Raw genomic sequence first — 22,295 nt, 5'->3', positions numbered from 1 at the left:
AGGAGGTATAAATCCTAACTTTACAATAGAAATTTTAAAGACACATATCATGAATTTCCACACCCGAAAATGGATCAAACCACAAGATTTAAACCCCAACCGTTCCCTTTTTGGAGGTCGGCTTTTAGAGTGGATTGACGAAGAAGCTGCTTTGTACGCAATCATTCAATTAGAGAATCCGCGTACGGTGACTAAGTATATCAGCGAAATAGATTTTAAAGCCAGTGCCCGAGAAGGTGATATCGTAGAAATAGGTATTGAACCGGTGAAATTTGGCTCTGCTTCACTGACGTTGAAATGTGAAGTCCGTAATAAAATGACCCGACAAACCATTATTACCATAGATAAAATTGTTATGGTGGGTCTGGATGAAAACGGTAACGCCAAACCGCACGGTAAAACAGAAATCGAATACGTTAAAGACAGACTGGACGACTGATTTCAAAATTCCTTAAAAATAAAAAAGAGACCCTTGCGGGCCTCTATTAAATATTAATGATAAAGGGCTGTAAATTTTAGCTTCTGCTATAAATCACATCAGCATCTTTTACATTTTGAGGTAAATCCTCCATGGCATTATAGTAAGCATTCATATTATTAAATACACGGTCAGGGCGTTCTCCAATAATGATATATTTTACACTCATATCAGGAGCATTTAAGTTAACCTGATCCTGAATACGCATTTTTTTGTCTTGCAGATCAGTTCCCATATCTTCAAGCTTTGCGATTACAAATAACATTTTATTACTTGCACGAACTTCTTGAATGTCTAATGATTTTTCGGTATCTGCAATTTCTGCTTCTACAACGAGACTGCGCTCGATGTTTTCTTCGTCAGGCATGTTGACATCGATAGTTGGAACTTCTACCTCTTCTTCTTCCATCACTACAACGAGTTTAGGAACTTCTACAGTTTCAGTACGTGTGCTAATATCTACATCTGCCCAATCCACATCATATTCGGGTAATTCACCAGCTTCAGCATCAACATCTACATCTACTTCTGGTAATTCAGCACTATCTTTTTTTGTGACATCACAGCTTGTAAATAGAATAGTTGCAACTGCGATTGGAAGTATTAATTTTTTCATCTTTAGTTATTTTTAAGGTTATTAAGTAAAGCCAAGCTATCAACTGAATGCACCAAAATCCGTTAATGTCTTCTCAATTGATACTATTTTAACCTTAAACTCTCAAAATGTTAAGGTTTTTAGTATGAATTACACATCAATAATAGGTTTTGTAAAGGTTTTAGCTAATAAGTGCATACAATAGGGCAATTGCTGTTTATTCAGTCCCGATGCATTTTAATAATTTAGCAGCCCATGCCCGGTTTTTGGCGCTCTATATTCACAGAAATCTTCAAACCGGTGACGTAAACTACCTCGGGGCAAGTCCACGAGGATTCGTTAGAAACAAATTATCAATTTCAAGGCATCCCGATACCTATCGGGACGGAATATTAAACCCTTTGGCGTTGCCAATAAATTTTAAAACTTTTACACCTTTATGTTCCCTAAAAACACATACGTCAACAGACGAAACATCTTAAAACAAACCCTAAAAAGTGGCATCATACTGTTACCAGGTAACGGAGAAAGTTCGATGAATTATGCCGACAACTGGTACCCCTTTAAGCAAGACAGCAGCTTTTTATATTATACCGGGATTGATCACATTCCAGATCTCTATTTTCTGATCAATATAGATACCGGCGAAGAAATCCTTTTTGGAAACAATGCGACTCCCGAAGAAAAGGTTTGGATCGGCTCACCGGAAAAATTGGAAAGCTTCGCTGAAAAGTCAGGCTTCAATACTGTAAAGCCTTTAGATCAGGTTGCTTCTTATTTAAAAACCCAGTTAGATAAAGGCCAACACGTACATTACTTGCCCCCGTATCGCGGAGCTCAAAAGATTGCAGTTAGTAACTTATTAAACATTCCCCTTGCAGAAGTGGAAGCGAACAAATCAACTGCACTCATACAAGCTATTGTAGCACAGCGCGAACGTAAATCTGCTGAAGAACTTGTAGAACTGCACGAAGCGGTAAACATCACGCGTAAAATGCACGAGTATGCCATTAGAAATACAAAACCCGGAATGACCGAAATGGAAGTAGCCGGTGCTTTAAATGGTATAGCAGTAAGTGGCGGTGGTGGTCTTGCCTTTCCTATTATTTTAACTAAAAACGGACAATACCTGCACAACCACGCGACAACAGCAAAACTGAATGAAGGTGATCTGGTTTTATGCGATAGTGGTGCCTATAACAAAATGGGTTATGGGGGGGATATGACCCGTACCTTCCCTGCAAGCAAAACCTTCACCCCACTTCAAAAAGACGTCTATAATATTGTGCTCAACGCTCATAATACAGCAATTGAAGCTTTAAAACCGGGAATTCGTTTTAAAGAGGTGCATCTCTTAGCTTCTAAGAAGTTAGTAGAGGGGCTCACTGATTTAGGTTTGATGAAAGGGAATGCAGATGATGCTGTTGCTGCAGGAGCACACACCTTGTTCTTTCAATGTGGATTAGGCCATATGATGGGGCTTGATATTCATGATATGGAAAATATGGGCGAGCAGTATGTAGGGTACACGCCAGAACTTAAAAAAAGTACAGAATTTGGTTTAAAATCTTTACGTCTGGGTAAAGAACTCCAAGAAGATTTTGTGCTTACTGTAGAACCGGGCCTATATTTCAATCCGTTTTTGATTGACGAGCGCAGAGCTCAAAATAAGTATATGGATTTTGTGAATTATGAGGAAGTGGAAAAGTTCAAAACCTTTGGCGGTATCCGCGTTGAAGAAGATTTTGTAATCACAAAAGAAGGCAGTGAGCTTTTAGGGGAGCCACTTGCAAAAACTGTAGCAGATATTGAAAAACTAAGAAACAACTAAATCATGAGAATTTTAAAACACCTATTCGTTGTATTAGTGGTAGCCCATATAGGGCTTTCTGCTACCGCTCAGGAGCAAGATCCTGCTAAACTCACTTTAGATCGAATTTACTCATCTGAATTTAACGGTGACAATGCCCGCTCCATCAGCTGGATTAACGATGGTGACGCTTTTGTAACCATAGAGCGTACGGATTCTGGAGAAGATCAATTGATCAGATATGAGAGTAAATCTAACGATCAGGCAGTCTTTTTAAGTGCCGAGGCGCTTACACCTTCCGGAGCAAGTCAAGCTTTGCGTGTAGCAGATTTCAGCCTTTCTAAGGATGAAAGCAAAGTATTGATTTTCACCAATACCAGTCGGGTGTGGCGTTCTAATACAAAAGGCGATTACTGGGTTTATGATTTGGATACTAAAAAGCTGAAGCAACTCGGAACCGAGCTTCCCTCCTCTTCGCTGATGTTCGCCAAGTTTTCGGATGCTAACAAAAATGTCGCTTATGTTTCGGGGTTCAATTTATACGAAGAAGACTTCAAAACGGGTGAAGTAACGCAGCTTACCAAAGATGGAACCGGTGATATCATCAACGGAACTTTTGACTGGGTTTATGAAGAAGAATTTGGGGCTCGTGATGGTTTTCGTTGGAATCCTGATGGAAAACACATTGCGTATTGGCAACTGGATGCTTCAGAAATAGGCACGTTTTATATGATAAACAATACAGATTCGGTGTATGCTAAGCCTATTCCCTTGCAGTATCCTAAAACCGGTTACGATCCGTCTTCGGCTAAAGTAGGTATTGTTAATACCGAAACTCAAAAGACCCATTGGATCGCTGTACCGGGAGATGCCGTGCAACATTACATTCCTGCTATACAATGGATTCATGAAGACCTCTTATTGATTCAGCAACTAAACCGCAAGCAAAACACACTTAAGATCTTTACCTATATACCTTCTACAGACGCGATTAAAAACGTGTATACCGAAACAGAAGACACATGGGTTGATCTGGGTTATCCTGATGTTTCCGCCAATCAATGGGGTAAAAACGACTTGTTACTCACCGATGATCAGTCGGCTTTTTTAAGAATGAACGAGAATGACGCGTGGAGACACATTTATAAAGTGCGTCTTAAAGATGGTAAAAAGACGTTGTTGACGCCCGGTGCTTATGATGTAGCGGCTTTTTATACTGCAACAGATAAAGAAGTATTCTTTTCGGCTTCGCCAGAAAGCCCTGCGCAACGCTATTTATTTAAAGCATCACTAAGTGGAAAAGGAAAACCTCAGCGTTTGACTCCGTCAACATTTGAAGGAATCAATACGTATCAAATCGCTCCTAACGGAAAATATGCTATTCACAATCATACCGATGTAACTACACCAACTACAACACGTTTGATAAGTTTACCCAAGCATAAAACCATTAAAACCTTAGTTGACAATCAAGAACTAAAAGACAAACTGGCAACTTTAACCATACCGGAAACTGAGTTCTTTCAGATAGAGACCGAAGACGGTATTGTGGTTGAAGGTCGTATTACGAAGCCAACAGATTTTGATGCTTCTAAAAAATACCCGGTATTGTTTCACGTTTACGGTGAACCCTGGGGGCAAATGGCCACCGATAATTTCATAGGTCTATACGACATCTTTTTAGCGCAAAATGGCTTTGTGATTATCAATATGGATAACCGCGGTACACCTTCTCTAAAAGGAAGTAACTGGCGAAAGTCTATCTACCGAAAGGTAGGTGTGGTCAATTCTCGCGACCAGGCGATGGCGACAAAAGCTCTTTTGAAAAAATGGAGCTTCTTAGATGAAGACCGCGTTTCGGTATGGGGCTGGAGCGGCGGCGGTTCGATGACATTAAACTTGATGTTTAGATATCCTGAACTTTATCAAACCGGAATGGCTGTAGCTGCTGTAGCCAATCAGCTGTTTTACGATAACATTTATCAAGAGCGTTATATGGGACTTCCGCAGGAAAACAAAGAAGATTTTATCGAGGGTTCGCCTGCATCCTATGCAAAAGATCTAGAAGGTAATTTATTGGTGGTTCACGGTACCGGTGATGATAATGTGCATTATCAAAATATGGAGTATCTGGTAAACGAACTCATCGAAAACAATAAACAGTTTACGATGATGGCCTACCCGAACCGTTCACATGGTATTTATGAAGGCGCTAACACCCGCAGACACTTATATACGTTACTGACTAATTATTTATTCAGTCATAACGGTAAATAAATTAGTTTGAAGGCAAGCCTTGGGATAGTAAACCCTTTGTGGTACCAATAAAAAAACCTCGAGGAGCAAGACCACGAAACATTTGTTAGAAACAAATGTTCAATTGCTAAGCAAGCCTTGGGATATTTAAACCCATTGGCGGTGCCAATAAAAAAACCTCGGGGGCAAGACCACGAAACATTCATTAGAAACAAATGTTCAATTTCTAGGCAAGCCTTGGGATAGTAAAACCCATTGGCGGCGCCAATAAAAAAACCTCGGCTTCTTAGAAGACCGAGGTTTTGCCTATATAGGGGGAAAGGCAAATTAAGCAGCTACATGGTGAGCTGTTTTAATATGGAGTTGCTGAGCAATGGTATTTTTCCACTGCTGAGCGCGTTTCTGTTCAAAGTTTTGAGACGCATCAAAAAGTGAATCGTAAAAATTAAGTGTTACAGGAGTTCCAGTTCCTTGAGGAGTCAAGGTTAAAGCAAGATGCTCTAAAGTTGTGGATACCTTTCCGTCAATGCGTTTGGTTTTTAAATCTTCAAGGATATTCACCTGACTGAATTGAGTAAGGTCCAGGTATTCAAAAATGAGTTTATCTTGTATGATTTGACCATACAATAAAACATTTTTAGTCGGATCAATAGCTATTTGACGACCGTTCCACTTTTCGCTTTGCGCGAAAGACAAATCATTTTTAGAGGCCTCTTCTTTAAATTTAGCGTTGATCTTTTTGGTGGTGTTTGATCCAAAAAAGATAAAGAATATATAAGGTACTGCAACGATTCCCACCACAATGGCGAAAACCAAAATCATATCTATTTTCATAATAATAAGGTATGCTGTTTTTAAAATAGTGAAGGGATGCAAAGCATCACAAAGACGTATTACAGATTAACAAACTGCATACGTGAGTTTTAAAAAAGAATACAGATTACGGAAATAAATGGAATGGAAATATAAGCACCAGCCTGGCACACGACGGATTGATGAGTAGAGATCGCTCTAAATAGTTGGAATAAGCCGATAACGTAAACAGGTAAGGATGCTTTCCTGAGCCACTAAAATTACTAAAGCGATCTGCCTGCTGTTGGTGCAGTTCAACACTTACCGAAACTTCTTGCTCTTCAAGCGTGAGTTGCTCAACGGTAACCGCTTTGTCATTGGCACGCTCAATAACCGCCGTATGGTTTGAGGTATCGTGTTTTTGTAAAGAAGTCGTTTCTGAAGAAAAACCATACGTCGTCTGCCCTACTCCAAAAAGCAGGAACAAGAACATACATACAGAATAGATAAATGCCTTCATTACAGGCACAAAGTTAAAACAGCAACCTGTTAAGTTGTTGCTAAAGTTTGAACTATTTTACACAGCCACCCACATTTAAATATAATGAGCCTCAAACGCGCTTTAAAGAAAGCTAATATTCGGTTTCCTGAGGGACATCTGTAAGAGTTTTTAAGAAATCTACCAGAGCTGTTTGCTCAGTATCAGTAAGATTGAGAGCATCAAAGGGCAAAGTCTGGTGCGGTAAATCAAAGCCCAGACCACCACCGCCTCCCTTATTGTAAAAATCAATAACTTCTTCTAAACTTTGATATACGCCGTTATGCATATACGGCGCGGTAAGCGACACATTACGTACCGTAGGGGTTTTGAACATTCCTAATTGTATAGGCTCATTATACATAAAATAAAAACCCAGATCATCATCAAGTTGTTTATTAGCAACAGTCTCCGGAACCCCTATAACTTCTTTTTCAGTATCGGTAAAAAATGGCGGAACGGTTCCGCTGGTCAAGGGCATAAAGTGACATGTTGCGCACAAAGCTTTTCCCATAAACAAGTTCATACCCAGTTTTTCAGACGCTGTGAACGTGTCTACTTCGCCTCTGATATTCTTATCAAATTTAGAACTGAAACCGTTAAGCGTAGATATATAAGCCGAAAGTGCTTTTATGGTTTCGTCATTACTCCATTTACGGCGCGTACCAAATACTTCTTGAAAAGCTTTATAATACGTAGAATCTTTCAGGACCTCATCAGAAAATTCATGAACACTGCTGTTGAATTCCTCTTTATTGGTGAACACGCCCGAAATTTGCGCCAGTAAAGTCTCGGCTCTGCCATCCCAGAAAAAACCACGTTGAAAGATAGCATTGACCAAGGTAGGTGAATTGCGTTTTAACGGATTACCCGAGTTATTCAGATTGGTTACGAGTCCGTCTGTATAAGCCAACTTCGGATTGTGACAGGTCACGCAAGCCATATCCTTCGCCTGAGATAAGTTCTTATCAAAGAACAAGCGTTTGCCCAATGCAATTTTAGCTTCGGAAGGATTGCGATTGGTGATCGCCCTGAAGTATTCTATATTAAAAGAATCTTCTTCAAAAAAAGTGGGTGCATCAAAATTGAAGGGCTTATTCAACACAGGCTCCCATAAACCGGAAGTTTTGCGAATAGCAACCCAACTGCGCGTTATGGGATTGAAGTAATCTCTGATAAACGTATAACGGTCAAAAGTCTCAAAATCAACATTTGTCTCAATAAATGCAATCGCATCCTGAATCTGATATTTAAATTCCTGATCTAATTGGGCATCGTTTTCAACAATACGCTCAGCAATACTCAACTCATAAACACGTTGCAAACTTTGCAAGGATTGTTGGGTTTCTGCGAGCCCCAAACCGCTTACCGGCGTATCAAAACCGGCAATCGCCAAACTTATCATACGCATCAATTGCTGATGCGTAGCGATAAAAAAACGTTCTGCATTGAGTTCGCGCTGGGTGATATTGCCTTTTAAAATTTCTAAAAGTCCTTTGGTAAGCCGCAATTCATTTTGATAAATCGCTGCATTCGCCACACCTTCGTAAATAGACTCTTCCAGTTTTTGCAAACCAACAGGCTCCAGAACTTTCTGAGAATCGTCGGTCAAAAAAGGCAAGGCCGGTCCGTTAGCGCGATGTCCTACTTCAGGATTTATATACGATGCATAGGGTTCTGCTTTTTTAAAAGCAACACGAGCTTTTTTGAAGTATGTTTTAGTCTTAGGATCTTCAATAGGCGTTAGTGCCAGAGAATCTAAATACTGTATAGCAGTATCCAGATGATTTTTATAATATTCCTGAGCAGGTTGCCAGTCTACCAAAGCGGTGAGTTGATCCTGATCTTTGGTTTCGGTCTTACATGAAGTAACAAATGATGCAATGAGAATACCGGTTATTAAAATACGCTTCATACTAAAAAAAGATGCTGTTTGTATTTATGACAAAACCTCCACATGTTTGTGGAGGTTTAAAGACGTTAAATTATAAACTGACTTATCTAGGTAAACCTTGCAATAAGATTACCTGAGAACCTTGTCTGTTCTCACGACCGTCTATGATGTGCCCATCTAATCCCTTAAAGAAATCATCAGTCCAATAATGCGGTTGTAGCGCCAAAATAAAAGTACCCGCTACTCCTACTTTATCAGAAACATCAATTAAAGAACCAAACTCTCCGTTATACACAACGCCGGGATCTTCAGCTAAATTTTGATCAACTTTTAAACGTAAAACCACATCGATGTTATCACCATTTAGATCACTCTGGTAGATGTAGGAGTTGTGATTTCTAGAGAATGAGTTAGGGTCTTCCTGAAAGTATACATAGTTTTCAGTCACACAAATATTATCTGGACTTTGTAAGCTAGACAGGTTACCATCTGCATTATTGGTATCCGTGTTACCACTTACGACCTGAGTCAGTTTTCCGGTTAAAGGAGCAGCTTCATCCAATTCTAATTTATAGAGTGTTCCCCAGTCATTATAAGTACCTGCACCCGGACCTCTACCGGTTACCGCAAAATATACATTGCGGTTATTTGCCGCAGAACCTTTCTGATAATCTACATCTTCAACACGCATAAAAGCAGAAGCACCAACCGCTACACAAGCGTCTTCCATCTCACTCACACTCAAAGAAGAAGCATTAGGAATCGCTACAAACTCCACATCATAACTAGCTCTAAAATCAAGATCACCCTCATTGTAAATCTGATCTGCAGCAACATCAACAATACCACCGTTACCATCAGAAACCTGCTTTAATTTTAAAACATATACATTACCTCCTTCTAAATCGGCATCACCGTTTTCTGAGTAATACAACACTACCTGGCCTTCAGAACCACTAGAGTCATCATCACCACCTATAATTACGGTTTTACCGCTATAAGCGTCTTTAGGTAATGGTACTGCATTCTCCCAGGAAAACTCTCCCAATGCTGCCAGACCAAAATCTGCAGTGGGCGTTGGAGTCTCAACTAAAGGGTCTATCGCTTTTACTTTATTACTGTAGCTTTCTGATGCGGATAAGAAAATATCTTTAGCTCCACCGTGAATGGCGGCTTCACACATCGTAGCGCTACATTGACGTGCCCAGTCTGAAACACCTGAGTTTAACAAGTAATCACCTTTTACAGGAATCAAATTCTCATCTAAGAAAATACGTGAAACAGCATAGTGATCTTCATTATTCACCACATAGATATACCCATCGCTGTTAGGATCTTTTAAAAATCCTGCTCCATCAGCAGAACCTGCCATTTGAAAGTTAGTTTCCCCGATCACATCAGAAGTACTGATCAACGAATAAGGCTTAACAAAGTTAAAAGCCGGTGACATTTGTACGAGTGGAGCTAAGCTTGATTTGTTTGCAAACATTGCTGCAGTTGGGGTAAAATCTTCACCATCCTCACCGTCAATGCCGTCGGTTCCATCAACGCCATCAACTCCGTCTGCTCCATCAAGACCGTCTTCGCCTTCACAAGCAATAAATACAATACCTAGTGATGCGAGTATCATCAGATTAAAAAGAAGTTTTTTTAGTGTAGTCATTTTTAAATAAAGTTTGATTTTTAGTTTCAAACAAATCTATTCTTATGACGCGTCAAGAAGGTTAATTCAGTATCGTGGTTGAATTAACTTTGAATTAATTGAATATTAAAAAGGTTACCTAAACATCACTATTTAAACCTGTTCTAAAGACTTGTGTTAATGAGATCTAACGGATAACAAAAAAAAAGACCGCTAATAAGCAGTCTTTCAATTATTTATTTAAAATAAAATTCTATTATTCTAAAATCTGCGCAGCGTGATCTTTTGTTTTTACTTTTCCGATGACACGTGTTACCGTTCCATTCTCTACAATAAATGTGGTGCGATGAATCCCGTCGTATTCTTTCCCCATAAATTTCTTAGGTCCCCATACCCCAAAAGCATTGATAACTGTTTTATCTTCATCTGCTAATAACGGAAAAGGAAACTCATATTTTGTTTTAAAATTACTTTGGCGTTTTTCTGAATCTGCACTTACTCCCAACAGCTCGTAACCTTCAGCTTGTAGCTCTTTGTAATGATCTCTCAGGTTACACGCTTCAGCTGTACAACCCGGTGTAGAAGCCTTAGGATAAAAGAACACCACAACTTTTTTAGTTGCATAATCACTCCATGTAACTGCGTTACCGTCCTGATCTGTTGTTGTAAAATCTGGTACTTGATCTCCTTCTTTAAGCATGTTCATATCGGTTTAATTTTAGTATTATTACGCTAATTTATAATGAAGCACGTGCTTCTTTTGCAATCAGACCCTAAAATTACAGATAATGACTAAAGCTGATAAGGTAACCTTTGTTATAGATACGTTAAAGCGTTTGTATCCGCAAATTCCCATCCCGTTAGATCATAAAGATCCATATACATTGCTCATCGCTGTTTTGATGAGTGCGCAAAGTACCGATGTGAAAGTAAATCAAATAACACCGCTTTTATTTGAAGTTGCAGATAATCCGTACGATATGATAAAGCTTTCTGTGGAAGAAATACGGGAGATCATCAAACCGGTGGGCTTGTCGCCGATGAAAGCAAAAGGTATACACGGCCTCTCCCATATTTTAATTGACAAGTACAACGGAAGGGTTCCTGAAAGTATTGAAGAACTGGAGCAATTACCGGCTGTAGGTCATAAAACGGCGAGCGTTGTTGTGGCACAGGCGTTTAATATACCGGCATTTCCGGTAGATACACACATACACCGGCTCATGTACCGCTGGAATTTAACCAACGGTAAAAACGTAGTTCAAACCGAAAAAGATGCCAAGCGACTTTTTCCTAAAGATCTTTGGAACGAACTACACCTGCAAATCATTTGGTACGGGCGGCAATACAGTCCGGCCCGCGGATGGGATCTCAATAAAGATATCATCACCGCAACCATAGGTCGCAAAAGTGTTTTAAAAGAATATTATAAAGGGAAGAAATAGGGTGAAAACTATAAAAATTAATAGAGACAGTGTAGCTGCAGGAGATGATATAGATTCTCATTTACAAGAGATCACAATTCAATCCAATTGGAAAATATCAGATATCATCAAACACATTATTCTTAACAACTACCTCCCCTTAATAAGCGGTGGCAAAGCAACTTGGAGTGTAGCTATTGAAAATCCTATAGCTATTCTCACTCAAGAAACGAAATTCAAACCCAAATTGATTTGCATGCCAGAATATCCATATTCGGGCGAAACCTATGAAGTAAATATTAAACAAATTCATTTTAACTATCACGCTCAAGATGACCCTGAAAATGTATATAAAGTTTTAAGTCGTTTTAAATTGCCTCGGTCTTAAAAAATGATCTTAATAACCTTAAATCAAAAAGCCCCGCTGTTTAGCGGGGCTTTTCAGTTTTAATTGAGAAGGTTCTCAATCTTCCCAAATTTGGTATTCATAACACTTAAAGCCTTAGAATAATTTAAAATGCGGTTAACCGTCTCTTTAGAAGGTTGTAAGTTTTTATCGTGATCACACGATTTCTTGGAGTAAATGTTTTCCATCAAATGACGTTTGGTTAATAGTCTACCTATAACGCACACTTTTTAGATTTAGTTTATCTCAATTTGTTAAAATTATATTGTTTTTTTCAATCACCTTTCTCAGGTTGATCAACGCATAACGCATGCGCCCCAATGCCGTGTTGATGCTTACATCGGTACGCTCTGCGATTTCTTTAAAACTCATGTCTTTATAGATACGCATCAAAAGAACATCACGTTGATCTTCAGGCAATTCCTCAATGAGTTTACGCACGTCTTCTTCTACCTGATCTTTAATAATACGCTTTTCGGCGTTTAGATCGGGATCTCCCAAAACAGAAAATATGTTGAAATCGCCGGTATTATCAAATTTCGGCATGCGCTTGTTCTTTCTAAAATAATCAATCACCAGATTGTGCGAAATACGCATCACCCAGGGTAAAAACTTTCCCTCTTCGTTATATCCGCCGCGTTTTAAGGTGCGAATTACTTTGATAAAGGTGTCTTGAAAAATGTCTTCAGTTACATCCCGGTCGTAAACCTTAGAATAAATAAAACTATATATGCGTTGTTGATGTCTCGATATTAAAACAGAAAGTGCCGCTTCATCGCCCTGTATGTAGTTGCTGACCAGGACTGCGTCAGTTATTAACATATCTTCCATATAATTACTTTTGTAGGTTAAAGTTGATCCTTTGGGGATCGGTCAAAATTTTAAAAAGTAATTTTCAGATATAGGCCTTTCGCTATTTGTTAATATTGAGTCAAATATAACAACTTTCATTCCAAATAAACAACACCCCTTCTACAATTTTAACATTAACAGGACGTTGGGCAAATCTTTGATGGGTTATCCATACTATAAATTATCTTTGCACACCTATACTTATTGCTATGATCATTGACGTTTCTAAAGCGGACCCTAAACAGAATATCATCATTAAAGGGGCTAAGCTTCACAACTTAAAAAATATAAATACCATAATCCCCCGTAATAAACTGGTTGTAATTACCGGTTTATCGGGTTCAGGTAAGTCTAGCCTTGCATTTGATACACTTTATGCCGAAGGACAACGCCGCTATGTGGAGAGTTTGTCTTCGTATGCCCGCCAGTTTTTAGGGCGTTTAAACAAACCCAAGGTTGACTATATAAAAGGTATTGCCCCTGCTATCGCTATTGAGCAAAAGGTTAACAGTACCAACCCGCGTTCGACCGTGGGAACTTCTACTGAGATTTATGACTATCTCAAATTACTTTTTGCACGCATCGGGAAGACCTACTCTCCTAGTTCTGGAGACGAAGTCAAAAAAGATACTGTCACGGATATTGTTGAATATGTACGTGCTTTTGAAGAGCGCAGTAAATTGTTATTGTTGGCTCCATTTATTGTTGAAGAAGGGCGAAAGGTTGAAGAAAAACTCAATATCCTGCAGCAACAAGGGTATGCACGCATTAAAGTTAACGACAAGGTGGTGCGTATTGAAGAAGCCGGAAGCATCCAAAAAACAGATACACTCTTTTTGGTTGTTGACCGAATCATTAAAAAAGAGGATGAAGACTTTTACAACCGGCTGGCAGATGCCGTACAAACGGCATTTTTTGAAGGTAAAGGCGAAGCTTTTATAGAGGACCTTACTACGCATAAACAACGGCATTTCAGCAACAGTTTTGAGTTAGACGGGATGAGTTTTCTCGAACCTAATGTGCACCTATTCAGTTTTAACAATCCGTATGGGGCTTGTCCTACTTGTGAGGGGTATGGTGATGTTATAGGTATCGATGAAGATCTGGTAATCCCCAATACGGCACTTTCAGTTTATGAAAATGCGATTTTTCCGTGGCGTGGGGATAGTATGAGTTATTATAGAGACCAACTCGTGAATAACGCGTATAAATTTGATTTCCCGATACATAAACCGTATTTCGAACTTTCTAATGATCAAAAAGATTTGATCTGGAACGGAAACAAACACTTTGAAGGCTTACATTCATTCTTCGAATTTTTAGAATCAAAAGCTTATAAGATTCAGAATCGGGTAATGCTTTCGCGCTATCGCGGAAAAACCCGTTGTAAAACCTGTGGGGGCAAACGCCTGCGGAAAGAAGCCAATTACGTTAAGATTGGAGGCGCCACGATCACAGATCTGGTAGGTTTACCGCTTGATAAAGTAGCAGACTTCTTCAAACAGTTAGAGCTGAGCGAACACGATACCAAAATAGCAAAACGTCTGTTGACCGAGATTGAAAGCAGATTAGAGTTTCTTTCAAAAGTGGGGTTGAATTACCTCACGTTAAACCGAAAATCCAACACCCTTTCCGGGGGAGAATCGCAGCGTATCAATCTGGCAACTTCTTTAGGAAGTAGTCTGGTAGGATCTATGTATATCTTAGACGAACCCAGTATAGGTCTGCATCCTAAAGATACCGAGCGGCTGATTGAGGTGCTTAAAAATCTTCGTGATCTGGGGAATACGGTGATCGTGGTAGAACACGATGAAGACATTATGAAAGCTGCCGATGAGATCATTGATATTGGTCCGGAAGCCGGAACCTTTGGAGGTGATGTGGTCGCTGTAGGCACATACGACGAGATCCTTAAAAGTGATTCGCTTACTGCGAAATACCTCAACGGGGAACTGGAGATCAAAGTCCCCGAGACCCGCCGAACTTCTAAATATTATGTAGATATCATCGGTGCCCGCGAGAATAATCTGAAGAATATAGATGTCCGTTTTCCATTGGGGGTTTTTGTTGCCGTGACCGGAGTTTCCGGAAGCGGTAAAAGTACGCTGGTTAAAAAACTCTTATACCCTGCTATGCTTAAAGCGACGGGTGGGTACGGAGAGAAAGTGGGACAAATGACCGGCATCGAAGGCAAATACGATAACATCAATCATATAGAGTTTGTAGATCAGAATCCTATAGGGCGTTCTTCACGCTCTAACCCGGTAACGTATATAAAAGCTTATGACGATATCCGATCTTTATATGCAGGTCAGAAACTGAGTAAAATCCGTAATTTTCAGACCAAGCATTTCTCGTTTAATGTAGATGGCGGACGTTGTGAGAACTGTAAAGGTGAAGGCGAAGTAACGATCGAAATGCAGTTTATGGCCGATGTACATTTAGAGTGTGAAGTCTGTAAAGGAAAACGCTTTAAAAAAGAAGTACTCGAAGTCACTTTTGAAGGTAAGAATATAGACGACTTGCTCAACCTGACCATTGATGATGCGATAACATTCTTTAAAGAGCATAAGCAAGATAAAATTACGCGCAAGCTCAAACCGCTTCAGGATGTTGGTCTGGGTTACGTAACGCTGGGACAAAGCTCATCTACCCTTTCGGGCGGGGAGGCGCAGCGTATTAAACTGGCCTCATTTTTAGTAAAAGGTACCACCAAAGAAAAAAACCTGTTCATCTTTGACGAACCAACAACCGGTTTGCATTTTCATGATATTCAGAAATTGCTTACTTCCTTTCAGGCATTGATTAAAAAAGGACATGCTATATTAGTAGTAGAACACAATCTGGATCTGATCAAATGCGCAGATCACGTGATCGATCTGGGGCTTGAAGGTGGCGAGAACGGCGGACATCTAATTGCTTCCGGTACTCCGGAAGAGGTTGCTAAAACTAAAAATTCCTATACCGCAGCGTATTTGAAAGAGAAACTATAATTCTTACTCCTATAACTAGGATTCAAAAGTGCGAATTTTTACAATTCGCACTTTTTTTTCGACCAAGAACCAAACAATACAAAATACTTAAAAACAGTGTTTTAATAACAAAACACAATCTTCAAACTAAGCAATTTAAACTTCATTTTAATTTTTGGCACGCGGTTTGAATTGTATTAAGCGTAATCAGATTAGAACAGCTATTAAGTCCTGATCTATAAACTTTAAGACCATGAAACGCACTTTATTTTTAGTAGCAGCAAGTTTCCTAATTGGAGCTACTGCGCAGGCATCAGAACACATCACAACGGCTGAGCAAAATACAAGCAATAGCGTGCGTACCTACATGCAGCCTGTGGTTTTTATTGAACAGGGTATTGAGTTTTTGATCTACCCGGATGGAACTCTTGATTTTAATGCAACACCAGCATCTATACGCCTCAATGGAAATCATGTACGTCCAGTATATTATAACCCCAGAGATGTATATGGTACAGGTGCTAATTATCGCAGAGGTTATGTGAAATATTACCAAAATGGACAGGTAGCACAAATAGGCGGTATTACCATAGGGTATTTACACAACGGACAGGTGAACCGAATAGGTGACATTCCTGTAAACTATAAAAAAGGTGTTTTAGATAAAGTAGGAAATTTAAAGATACACTACGACCGTAGCGGTCGCATCTATAAGCAGACCGGAAGCATTTATAAAGGAAAAAAATATAAAAAAGAAGCGGTGCAGATCCATACCGTGTATGGGGATCGCAGTCGCAGATCGTAATGATAAGACTCGTCTGATTAACGAGTTATAGTTTGATTTTTTGGTTGGTTAGTTAGTTGAAAATCCCCGGTACATGTATTTGTCCGGGGATTTTTTATAAGCGCTCTTCAATGCAATATTTTGTAATTTTGCGGCTATGCACATTCAAGATACCATCGCTGCACTAGCCACTGCTCCCGGAGCCGGAGCAATTGCTGTAATACGCGTTTCAGGAGCCAACGCTTTAGACGTGGTCTCCTCTGTTTTTAAAGCCAAAAACGGAAAGATTCTTAAGGATCAGGAATCTCACACCCTTCATCTGGGGAATATTGTAGACGGCAAGCGTATTATTGATGAAGCTTTGGTTTCAATCTTTAAAGGAAAACGTTCGTACACGGGGGAACCTACAGTAGAGATCTCGTGCCACGGAAGTTCGTATATACAACAGGAAATTTTACAAGTGCTGTTTAGAAAAGGTTGCCGTGCTGCAAAGGCTGGCGAATTCACCTTGCGTGCATTTATCAACGGGAAGATGGACTTGAGTCAGGCGGAAGCCGTGGCAGACCTTATTGCCAGTGACAATGCCGGCTCTCATCAGATCGCTATGCAACAAATGCGGGGTGGGTTTTCTAACGAAATTGCTCAACTGCGTCAGGAGTTGCTCAACTTTGCTTCGCTGATCGAACTCGAGCTCGACTTTGCTGAAGAAGATGTGGAGTTCGCTAACCGGGAAGAATTTCAGAATCTTATTTCTAAAATTACCCGCGTACTCAAGCGACTTATCGATTCGTTTGCTACCGGAAACGTCATTAAAAACGGAATCCCCGTAGCGATTGTAGGCGAACCTAATGTGGGAAAATCTACCTTACTCAATGCCTTGCTTAACGAAGAACGTGCGATTGTAAGCGATATCGCAGGTACCACGCGTGATACTATAGAAGATGAAATCGCTATTGGTGGTATTGGTTTTAGATTTATAGATACCGCAGGAATACGAGAAACCGTGGATGTCATCGAAGGGCTGGGCATCAAAAAGACCTTTGAAAAAATCAGTCAGGCACAAGTCGTATTGTATCTAATCAACGCCGATAAATTTAAATCTCAACCCGAACTTTTTAGTCTTGAAATTCAGAAAATACGAAACCGTTTTCCGGATAAGCCTCTGGTTCTGGTCGCTAATAAAATGGATCACCTCAATACAGAACAACAGCAGACCATCTACAACCAACTTTCTGAACTGATACCTGAGGATTCAAAATCTACCGTTTTACTCATTTCGGCCAAAACCGGTACGGGTGTAGACGAACTTAAAGAGCAACTCCTGCAATTTGTAAATACGGGTGCGCTTCGCAACAATGAAACCCTGGTGACCAATTCGCGTCACTACGATTCGCTGCTCAAAGCTCTGGAAGAAATAGAAAAAGTACAACTGGGTATTGATGCCGGACTAAGCGGTGACCTACTCGCCATAGACATTCGCGAGGCTTTATATCACTTTGGTGAGATCACCGGGCAGGTAACTAACGACGAACTGTTGGGTAACATTTTTGCTAATTTTTGTATCGGAAAGTAATCTTTCCTTTAAACCATATCAGCTCCCCATATGGTGCAAATGCATCATAAGTCCTTTTTTGCGAGAAGAATTTGCAAAAATCCTTTTTAGATGCGGTTGATGATTATCTAAGCTAACGCATTTAATTTGCTTCATAGTTTCTATAATAAAATGGTTGGTGTGTGAAAGTTTTAATTGCATTGCTTAAAGACTTTCATTAGGAATTAGTATGAATTGGTATCTTCCATCACCTATTTTTGATGAATAAAGTGCAATCAATTAATATTCAATCTCAATCGAACTCATAAAATTTTATGAAAAGAATACTCTTATTTATCATTGTCCTATTAGGTATAAATAATACTATAGCACAACAACTAAAGAATCCTTCTTTTGAAGAGGTACTTTCCTTAAAAGCTGCTTCCAACGCAGTTATTTCTCCTGACGGAAAAAACGTCGTATTTCAATTACAAAATGTGGATTGGAATGAGAACAGGTATGATACCGAACTATGGATATCAAAAAATGGTAATCCACCATTTCAACTGACCAATACAAAAGAAAGTAGTAGTAATCCTAAATGGTCTCCTGATGGGGAATGGATTGCTTTTTTATCTACAAGAGGGGAAAATAACCAAATTCACGCTATTCGTTTAGCAGGCGGAGAATCCTTTCAGGTAACCAATACTAAAAGTAATATTTCTGATTTTGAATGGTCACCAGACAGTAAGCAAATCGGTTTCCTGCAACCAAAAGATAATTCCAAAGAAAAAGAAAAAAGAGCAGATAAATATGGAAGCTTTGAGGTAGAAGATAAAGAGTACGCTAACAACGAAATTTGGGTTATTGATTTTAAACCAGAAGCGTTGAATCAAACACTTTTACCGAATCAAATCAATGATTCTACCTACCTAAAAAGCCTAGAATCAAAGAAGCTATTAGACAAAGCTTCTTTTTCTATCAATAGTTTTAAATGGTCACCAGACGGTAGTAAAATTGCTTTTGACCATCAACCTGATGCCCTTATTAATAGTGATATACATTCTGATATTTCTATTTATGATCTTGATTCAAAAACCTATAAAACCCTAGTAAGCAATAAAAGCTATGATGGTTTGGCCTGTTGGTCCCCAAGTGGAAAAGCTATTCTTTATCAAACTGTTTTAAGCGACACAACGTCTTATTATTATTCTAACATCAAACTTTTTAGAATCGATATCGATGGCGCTAATAAAAAGCAGTTAGCAATAGACTTTGACGAAAACTTAAACAAGTTATCTTGGAATAAAAATGGAATTTTTGCTAATGCCTGGCTAAAAACAAAAAATAGATTACTACACATTAATCCTGAAAATGGTAAGGCTGAAGTTTTGGGTAATCTACCAGAAAGAATAAGGGATTATTCATTTTCAAAAAATGGTCAGAAATTAGCATTTACAGGGGTGAATGACGCTGATCTGGCCGAGATTTACGCTGCTGATTACCCAATAGAGAAAACGGAAAGTATAACAACATTTTCAAAACAGATTGAAAACTGGTCAACTGCAGATAGTGAGGTAATAACGTGGGAAAGTAATGATGGAACGCTCATAGAAGGTATCCTTGATAAACCAAAGGACTACGATCCTAAAAAAAAATATCCGTTGATGGTAATTATACATGGCGGACCGACTGGAATTTCATATCCAGAAGCAACAGCCTCCTACGTATACCCCAGGTTACAATGGCTCAATAAAGGAGCTCTGATATTAAGACCTAACTATAGAGGTTCTGCTGGGTATGGGGAAACGTTTAGAGCATTAAATGTAAAAAACCTTGGGGTTGGAGATTCTTGGGATGTTCTTTCTGGAGTTGCGTATTTAGAGAGCAAAGGGGTAATTGAAGCCGATAGTATTGGATGTATGGGCTGGAGTCAGGGAGGGTATATTTCTGCCTTTTTAGCAACCAACTCAGATAGATTTAAAGCTATTTCAGTAGGTGCCGGCATTTCAGATTGGATGACGTATTACGTAAGTACAGACGTTCATCCATTTACGCGTCAGTATTTAAAGGCAACCCCTTGGTCTAATAGAGAGATCTACGAGAAAACCTCTCCCATTACTAACATTGAAAATGCATCTACCCCTACCCTTATTCAACATGGGGAATTTGACACGAGAGTACCTATAGCTAATGCATACGAACTTTCTCAAGGCTTAAAGGATGTAGGCGTTGAATCTGAATTAATTATTTACAAAGGTTTTGGTCACGGTATCAATAAGCCAAAAGAAAAATTAGCAGCAATGTGGCACAATTGGAACTGGTTTGCGAAATATATTTGGGGCGAAGAACTGGAATTGCCTCAACAATAATTTTATGTTGAAACTAAAAAATACGTTATGCTAATATAATGTAACAGCACGAGGGTAATCATTACCCCTAAATATTAAACAAGGGTAATTTTTCAATATATTTACGCGCGTTAACGCGACGCACGTAACCAGTACTCCTGTTCAAATGACAGCATTTAATCGAGATGCACCCTATAACGAGCTTCCTCTTCTACCTTCAAAAATCAATTTGGAAACGGTAAAAGTATTGCGAAAGACTATCGATGCCAGTAGAGCATTAGCTCGGCTAAATGGTATGCTCACTAACTTGCCCAATCCTACATTATTTTTAGATACCATTCATTTACAAGAAGCAAAAGCTAGTTCTGAAATTGAAAATATTGTAACAACTAATGATGATCTCTATAAATCTATAGTTGCTGATAAAAGCTTGGAAACCCGGCAACTAAAGAGGTTATCAGTTACAAAGAAGCACTTTGGAAGAGTTTGTTAGACCTAAAAGAACGTCCATGTATTAGTACTAATCTATGCATTGAAATAGTACAACGTATTAAAAAAAATACAGCAGGTATTCGAAAGACACCAGGAACTGCTCTAAAAAGCAGTAAAGGAGAAATAATTTATTCTCCACCGGCAGGAGAAGAAGTTATAAGAGAGAAACTAGCAAATTTAGAAACCTTCATCAATGGAGAAGATAATCTGGACCCGTTGATTAAAATGGCGCTAATGCATTACCAATTTGAAGCAATACATCCGTTTAGTGATGGTAATGGGAGAACAGGCCGTATTCTGTTATTACTGTATTTAAAACTTGAAAAGTTATTAGATATGCCTGCTATTTATTTGAGCGAGTATATTATTAAGAATAAGGCAGATTATTACAGGAAACTACGTGATGTTACCGAAAATAATGATTGGGAATCTTGGATACTCTATATGCTTGAAATGGTAGAATTTACAGCAAATAAAGGTTTACAACGTCTAAAAGACGTAACTGATTTGATGCAGCAGATGACAACTGAAATTAAAGAGACCTTACCCAATGTCTACACAAAAGAACTAGTGGAAATAGTATTCAGATTGCCCTACACAAAACGTCAATTCTTAATTGATGAGAAATTAGGTACACCAAAAACAGTTGGTAATTATCTAATGGCTTTAGAAGAAGCAGGGTTTTTAACTTCGGAAAAGGTAGGTAAGGAAAAATTATATCTCAATCATAAGTTAATGGCTATTTTGGAAAAATCATAAATTTTCAAGTTTCCAAGGCTAGCATATTTAAAGACTCGTATTCATTCAAATAACATAATCTGAAATATTACCCTTTAATATGTTGATATTTGGGAAATGCACTTTGGCTCGATCGCAAAAAACCTTAGGAAAGCTTTACTTTTTATTTATATTATCTATATTTATCAAATATAGATAATTTGTTATGAATATTAGTTTCACTAAAAAACAGGAAGAGTATATCGCTAAGCAAGTCGCTTCTGGAGAATATCAAAATAACAGCGAAGTCATAAGAGATGCCTTAAGACTTCACGGCATCTATCGCGAAAAGGTAATACAAGATTTAAGAAAGGAAATTGAATTAGGCTGGGATGGTCCGGATAGTTCGATGACAATGGATCAAATTCTTGCATCCAAGAAAAAATCGTGATGAATCACTTTACCTTATCTAAAAAGACCCAGGAAGATATTGACGCTATTTATGAGTTTGGGGTTCACAAATTTGGAGAAAATCAAGCCCTAAATTATTTACTAGAAATGCGTTCTCACTTGGAGCTTCTTTTAAGTAATCCTGAAATAGGTAAACAACGTAATGAAATTAAAGATGGACTATACAGCCTCCCCTACGCCTCTCACATCATTTTTTATCGAATTCTAAAAAATCATTTAAGGATTGTTAGAGTCCTACATGGGAATAGAGATTTGAGGAAATTTTTAAAATGAGATAAATTTCATAATAG

Annotated in this window: 21 protein-coding genes; 13 read left to right on the top strand and 8 right to left on the bottom strand. The window is 38.8% G+C overall.

The features are described from left to right. Positions 1-49: 49 nt before the first annotated feature. Complete coding sequence (locus DSM03_RS09850) at positions 50-439, top strand: acyl-CoA thioesterase (protein WP_128760349.1); 390 nt, start codon at positions 50-52, stop codon at positions 437-439. A 76-nt stretch (positions 440-515) separates the two neighbouring features. Here DSM03_RS09850 and DSM03_RS09845 read toward each other — a convergent pair whose 3' ends face one another. Then, positions 516-1,094 carry a hypothetical protein gene (locus DSM03_RS09845; protein ID WP_128760348.1) on the bottom strand — a complete coding sequence of 193 codons (579 nt, stop codon included), beginning with the start codon at positions 1,092-1,094 and terminating at the stop codon, positions 516-518. Between the two features lie 418 nt (positions 1,095-1,512). Between DSM03_RS09845 and DSM03_RS09840 the strand changes: the two genes are divergently transcribed. Together DSM03_RS09840 and DSM03_RS09835 are read left to right on the top strand one after the other, a co-directional pair. Then, complete coding sequence (locus tag DSM03_RS09840) at positions 1,513-2,904, top strand: aminopeptidase P family protein (RefSeq protein WP_128760347.1); 1,392 nt, start codon at positions 1,513-1,515, stop codon at positions 2,902-2,904. A 3-nt stretch (positions 2,905-2,907) separates the two neighbouring features. Continuing rightward, positions 2,908-5,160, top strand: a complete 2,253-nt coding sequence (locus tag DSM03_RS09835; RefSeq protein WP_128760346.1) for a S9 family peptidase — start codon at positions 2,908-2,910, stop codon at positions 5,158-5,160. Between the two features lie 306 nt (positions 5,161-5,466). On the opposite strand, the gene DSM03_RS09830 is transcribed toward DSM03_RS09835, so the two are convergent. The 5 genes from DSM03_RS09830 to bcp form a co-directional block, all read right to left on the bottom strand. Then, positions 5,467-5,973 carry a hypothetical protein gene (locus DSM03_RS09830; RefSeq protein WP_128760345.1) on the bottom strand — a complete coding sequence of 169 codons (507 nt, stop codon included), beginning with the start codon at positions 5,971-5,973 and terminating at the stop codon, positions 5,467-5,469. Positions 5,974-6,079: 106 nt separating this feature from the next. Further along, positions 6,080-6,451, bottom strand: coding sequence for a hypothetical protein (locus tag DSM03_RS09825; RefSeq protein ID WP_128760344.1), 372 nt, complete (start codon positions 6,449-6,451; stop codon positions 6,080-6,082). Between the two features lie 112 nt (positions 6,452-6,563). Further along, the gene (locus DSM03_RS09820; RefSeq protein ID WP_128760343.1) at positions 6,564-8,384 is read right to left on the bottom strand and encodes a cytochrome-c peroxidase; all 1,821 of its coding nucleotides are present in this window, start codon (positions 8,382-8,384) and stop codon (positions 6,564-6,566) included. A gap of 82 nt (positions 8,385-8,466) precedes the next feature. Continuing rightward, entirely contained in the window at positions 8,467-10,026 is a 1,560-nt protein-coding gene (locus DSM03_RS09815) for a PhoX family protein (RefSeq protein ID WP_161568057.1), read from the bottom strand. 235 nt (positions 10,027-10,261) lie between these two features. Then, positions 10,262-10,711 (bottom strand): thioredoxin-dependent thiol peroxidase, encoded by a 450-nt coding sequence (gene bcp / locus DSM03_RS09805; RefSeq protein WP_128760341.1) that lies wholly within the window; start codon positions 10,709-10,711, stop codon positions 10,262-10,264. An 82-nt stretch (positions 10,712-10,793) separates the two neighbouring features. On the opposite strand from bcp, the gene DSM03_RS09800 reads away from it, so the two are divergent. Both DSM03_RS09800 and DSM03_RS09795 read left to right on the top strand, forming a co-directional pair. Continuing rightward, positions 10,794-11,450 carry an endonuclease III domain-containing protein gene (locus tag DSM03_RS09800; RefSeq protein WP_128760340.1) on the top strand — a complete coding sequence of 219 codons (657 nt, stop codon included), beginning with the start codon at positions 10,794-10,796 and terminating at the stop codon, positions 11,448-11,450. 1 nt (position 11,451) lies between these two features. Then, positions 11,452-11,817 (top strand): hypothetical protein, encoded by a 366-nt coding sequence (locus tag DSM03_RS09795; protein ID WP_128760339.1) that lies wholly within the window; start codon positions 11,452-11,454, stop codon positions 11,815-11,817. Between the two features lie 59 nt (positions 11,818-11,876). Here DSM03_RS09795 and DSM03_RS19040 read toward each other — a convergent pair whose 3' ends face one another. Then, a complete protein-coding gene (locus DSM03_RS19040) occupies positions 11,877-12,023 on the bottom strand; it encodes a hypothetical protein (protein WP_164918327.1) in 147 nt (48 codons plus the stop codon). Positions 12,024-12,081: 58 nt separating this feature from the next. Continuing rightward, positions 12,082-12,666 (bottom strand): RNA polymerase sigma factor, encoded by a 585-nt coding sequence (locus DSM03_RS09790; protein WP_128760338.1) that lies wholly within the window; start codon positions 12,664-12,666, stop codon positions 12,082-12,084. Between the two features lie 230 nt (positions 12,667-12,896). On the opposite strand from DSM03_RS09790, the gene uvrA reads away from it, so the two are divergent. From uvrA to DSM03_RS09755, 8 genes are all read left to right on the top strand, one after another. Next, the gene (gene uvrA, locus DSM03_RS09785) at positions 12,897-15,680 is read left to right on the top strand and encodes an excinuclease ABC subunit UvrA (protein WP_128760337.1); all 2,784 of its coding nucleotides are present in this window, start codon (positions 12,897-12,899) and stop codon (positions 15,678-15,680) included. A 232-nt stretch (positions 15,681-15,912) separates the two neighbouring features. Beyond that, complete coding sequence (locus DSM03_RS09780; protein ID WP_128760336.1) at positions 15,913-16,464, top strand: hypothetical protein; 552 nt, start codon at positions 15,913-15,915, stop codon at positions 16,462-16,464. Positions 16,465-16,600: 136 nt separating this feature from the next. Then, a complete protein-coding gene (gene mnmE / locus DSM03_RS09775; protein WP_128760335.1) occupies positions 16,601-18,016 on the top strand; it encodes a tRNA uridine-5-carboxymethylaminomethyl(34) synthesis GTPase MnmE in 1,416 nt (471 codons plus the stop codon). A 293-nt stretch (positions 18,017-18,309) separates the two neighbouring features. Beyond that, positions 18,310-20,346 (top strand): S9 family peptidase, encoded by a 2,037-nt coding sequence (locus DSM03_RS09770; protein WP_128760334.1) that lies wholly within the window; start codon positions 18,310-18,312, stop codon positions 20,344-20,346. Between the two features lie 145 nt (positions 20,347-20,491). After that, complete coding sequence (locus DSM03_RS19110; RefSeq protein ID WP_236638756.1) at positions 20,492-20,818, top strand: Fic/DOC family N-terminal domain-containing protein; 327 nt, start codon at positions 20,492-20,494, stop codon at positions 20,816-20,818. Further along, positions 20,812-21,576, top strand: coding sequence for a Fic family protein (locus tag DSM03_RS09765; RefSeq protein WP_236638755.1), 765 nt, complete (start codon positions 20,812-20,814; stop codon positions 21,574-21,576). The genes DSM03_RS19110 and DSM03_RS09765 overlap by 7 nt, the downstream gene beginning before the upstream one ends. 184 nt (positions 21,577-21,760) lie before the next feature. Further along, a complete protein-coding gene (locus DSM03_RS09760) occupies positions 21,761-21,985 on the top strand; it encodes a type II toxin-antitoxin system ParD family antitoxin (protein ID WP_128760333.1) in 225 nt (74 codons plus the stop codon). Beyond that, complete coding sequence (locus tag DSM03_RS09755; RefSeq protein WP_128760332.1) at positions 21,985-22,278, top strand: type II toxin-antitoxin system RelE/ParE family toxin; 294 nt, start codon at positions 21,985-21,987, stop codon at positions 22,276-22,278. Before DSM03_RS09760 ends, DSM03_RS09755 begins: the two co-directional genes overlap by 1 nt. Positions 22,279-22,295: the final 17 nt, after the last annotated feature.

The sequence above is a fragment of the Leeuwenhoekiella aestuarii genome, from assembly GCF_004104055.1.
Classification (GTDB): Bacteria; Bacteroidota; Bacteroidia; order Flavobacteriales; family Flavobacteriaceae; genus Leeuwenhoekiella; species Leeuwenhoekiella aestuarii.
Note: the sequence above shows the minus strand (reverse complement) of the source record. Positions and strands in the feature narration are given on the sequence as shown.

Coding starts and splice junctions, on each gene's coding strand:
- DSM03_RS09770 (WP_128760334.1), top strand. CDS start 18,310: ATGAAAAGAATACTCTTATTTATCATTGTCCTATTAGGTATAAATAAT.
- DSM03_RS09800 (WP_128760340.1), top strand. CDS start 10,794: ATGACTAAAGCTGATAAGGTAACCTTTGTTATAGATACGTTAAAGCGT.
- DSM03_RS09850 (WP_128760349.1), top strand. CDS start 50: ATGAATTTCCACACCCGAAAATGGATCAAACCACAAGATTTAAACCCC.
- DSM03_RS09825 (WP_128760344.1), bottom strand. CDS start 6,451: ATGAAGGCATTTATCTATTCTGTATGTATGTTCTTGTTCCTGCTTTTT.
- DSM03_RS09840 (WP_128760347.1), top strand. CDS start 1,513: ATGTTCCCTAAAAACACATACGTCAACAGACGAAACATCTTAAAACAA.
- DSM03_RS19040 (WP_164918327.1), bottom strand. CDS start 12,023: ATGGAAAACATTTACTCCAAGAAATCGTGTGATCACGATAAAAACTTA.
- DSM03_RS09780 (WP_128760336.1), top strand. CDS start 15,913: ATGAAACGCACTTTATTTTTAGTAGCAGCAAGTTTCCTAATTGGAGCT.
- bcp (WP_128760341.1), bottom strand. CDS start 10,711: ATGAACATGCTTAAAGAAGGAGATCAAGTACCAGATTTTACAACAACA.
- uvrA (WP_128760337.1), top strand. CDS start 12,897: ATGATCATTGACGTTTCTAAAGCGGACCCTAAACAGAATATCATCATT.
- DSM03_RS09820 (WP_128760343.1), bottom strand. CDS start 8,384: ATGAAGCGTATTTTAATAACCGGTATTCTCATTGCATCATTTGTTACT.
- DSM03_RS19110 (WP_236638756.1), top strand. CDS start 20,492: ATGACAGCATTTAATCGAGATGCACCCTATAACGAGCTTCCTCTTCTA.
- DSM03_RS09815 (WP_161568057.1), bottom strand. CDS start 10,026: ATGACTACACTAAAAAAACTTCTTTTTAATCTGATGATACTCGCATCA.
- DSM03_RS09845 (WP_128760348.1), bottom strand. CDS start 1,094: ATGAAAAAATTAATACTTCCAATCGCAGTTGCAACTATTCTATTTACA.
- DSM03_RS09760 (WP_128760333.1), top strand. CDS start 21,761: ATGAATATTAGTTTCACTAAAAAACAGGAAGAGTATATCGCTAAGCAA.
- DSM03_RS09790 (WP_128760338.1), bottom strand. CDS start 12,666: ATGGAAGATATGTTAATAACTGACGCAGTCCTGGTCAGCAACTACATA.
- DSM03_RS09835 (WP_128760346.1), top strand. CDS start 2,908: ATGAGAATTTTAAAACACCTATTCGTTGTATTAGTGGTAGCCCATATA.
- mnmE (WP_128760335.1), top strand. CDS start 16,601: ATGCACATTCAAGATACCATCGCTGCACTAGCCACTGCTCCCGGAGCC.
- DSM03_RS09830 (WP_128760345.1), bottom strand. CDS start 5,973: ATGAAAATAGATATGATTTTGGTTTTCGCCATTGTGGTGGGAATCGTT.
- DSM03_RS09755 (WP_128760332.1), top strand. CDS start 21,985: ATGAATCACTTTACCTTATCTAAAAAGACCCAGGAAGATATTGACGCT.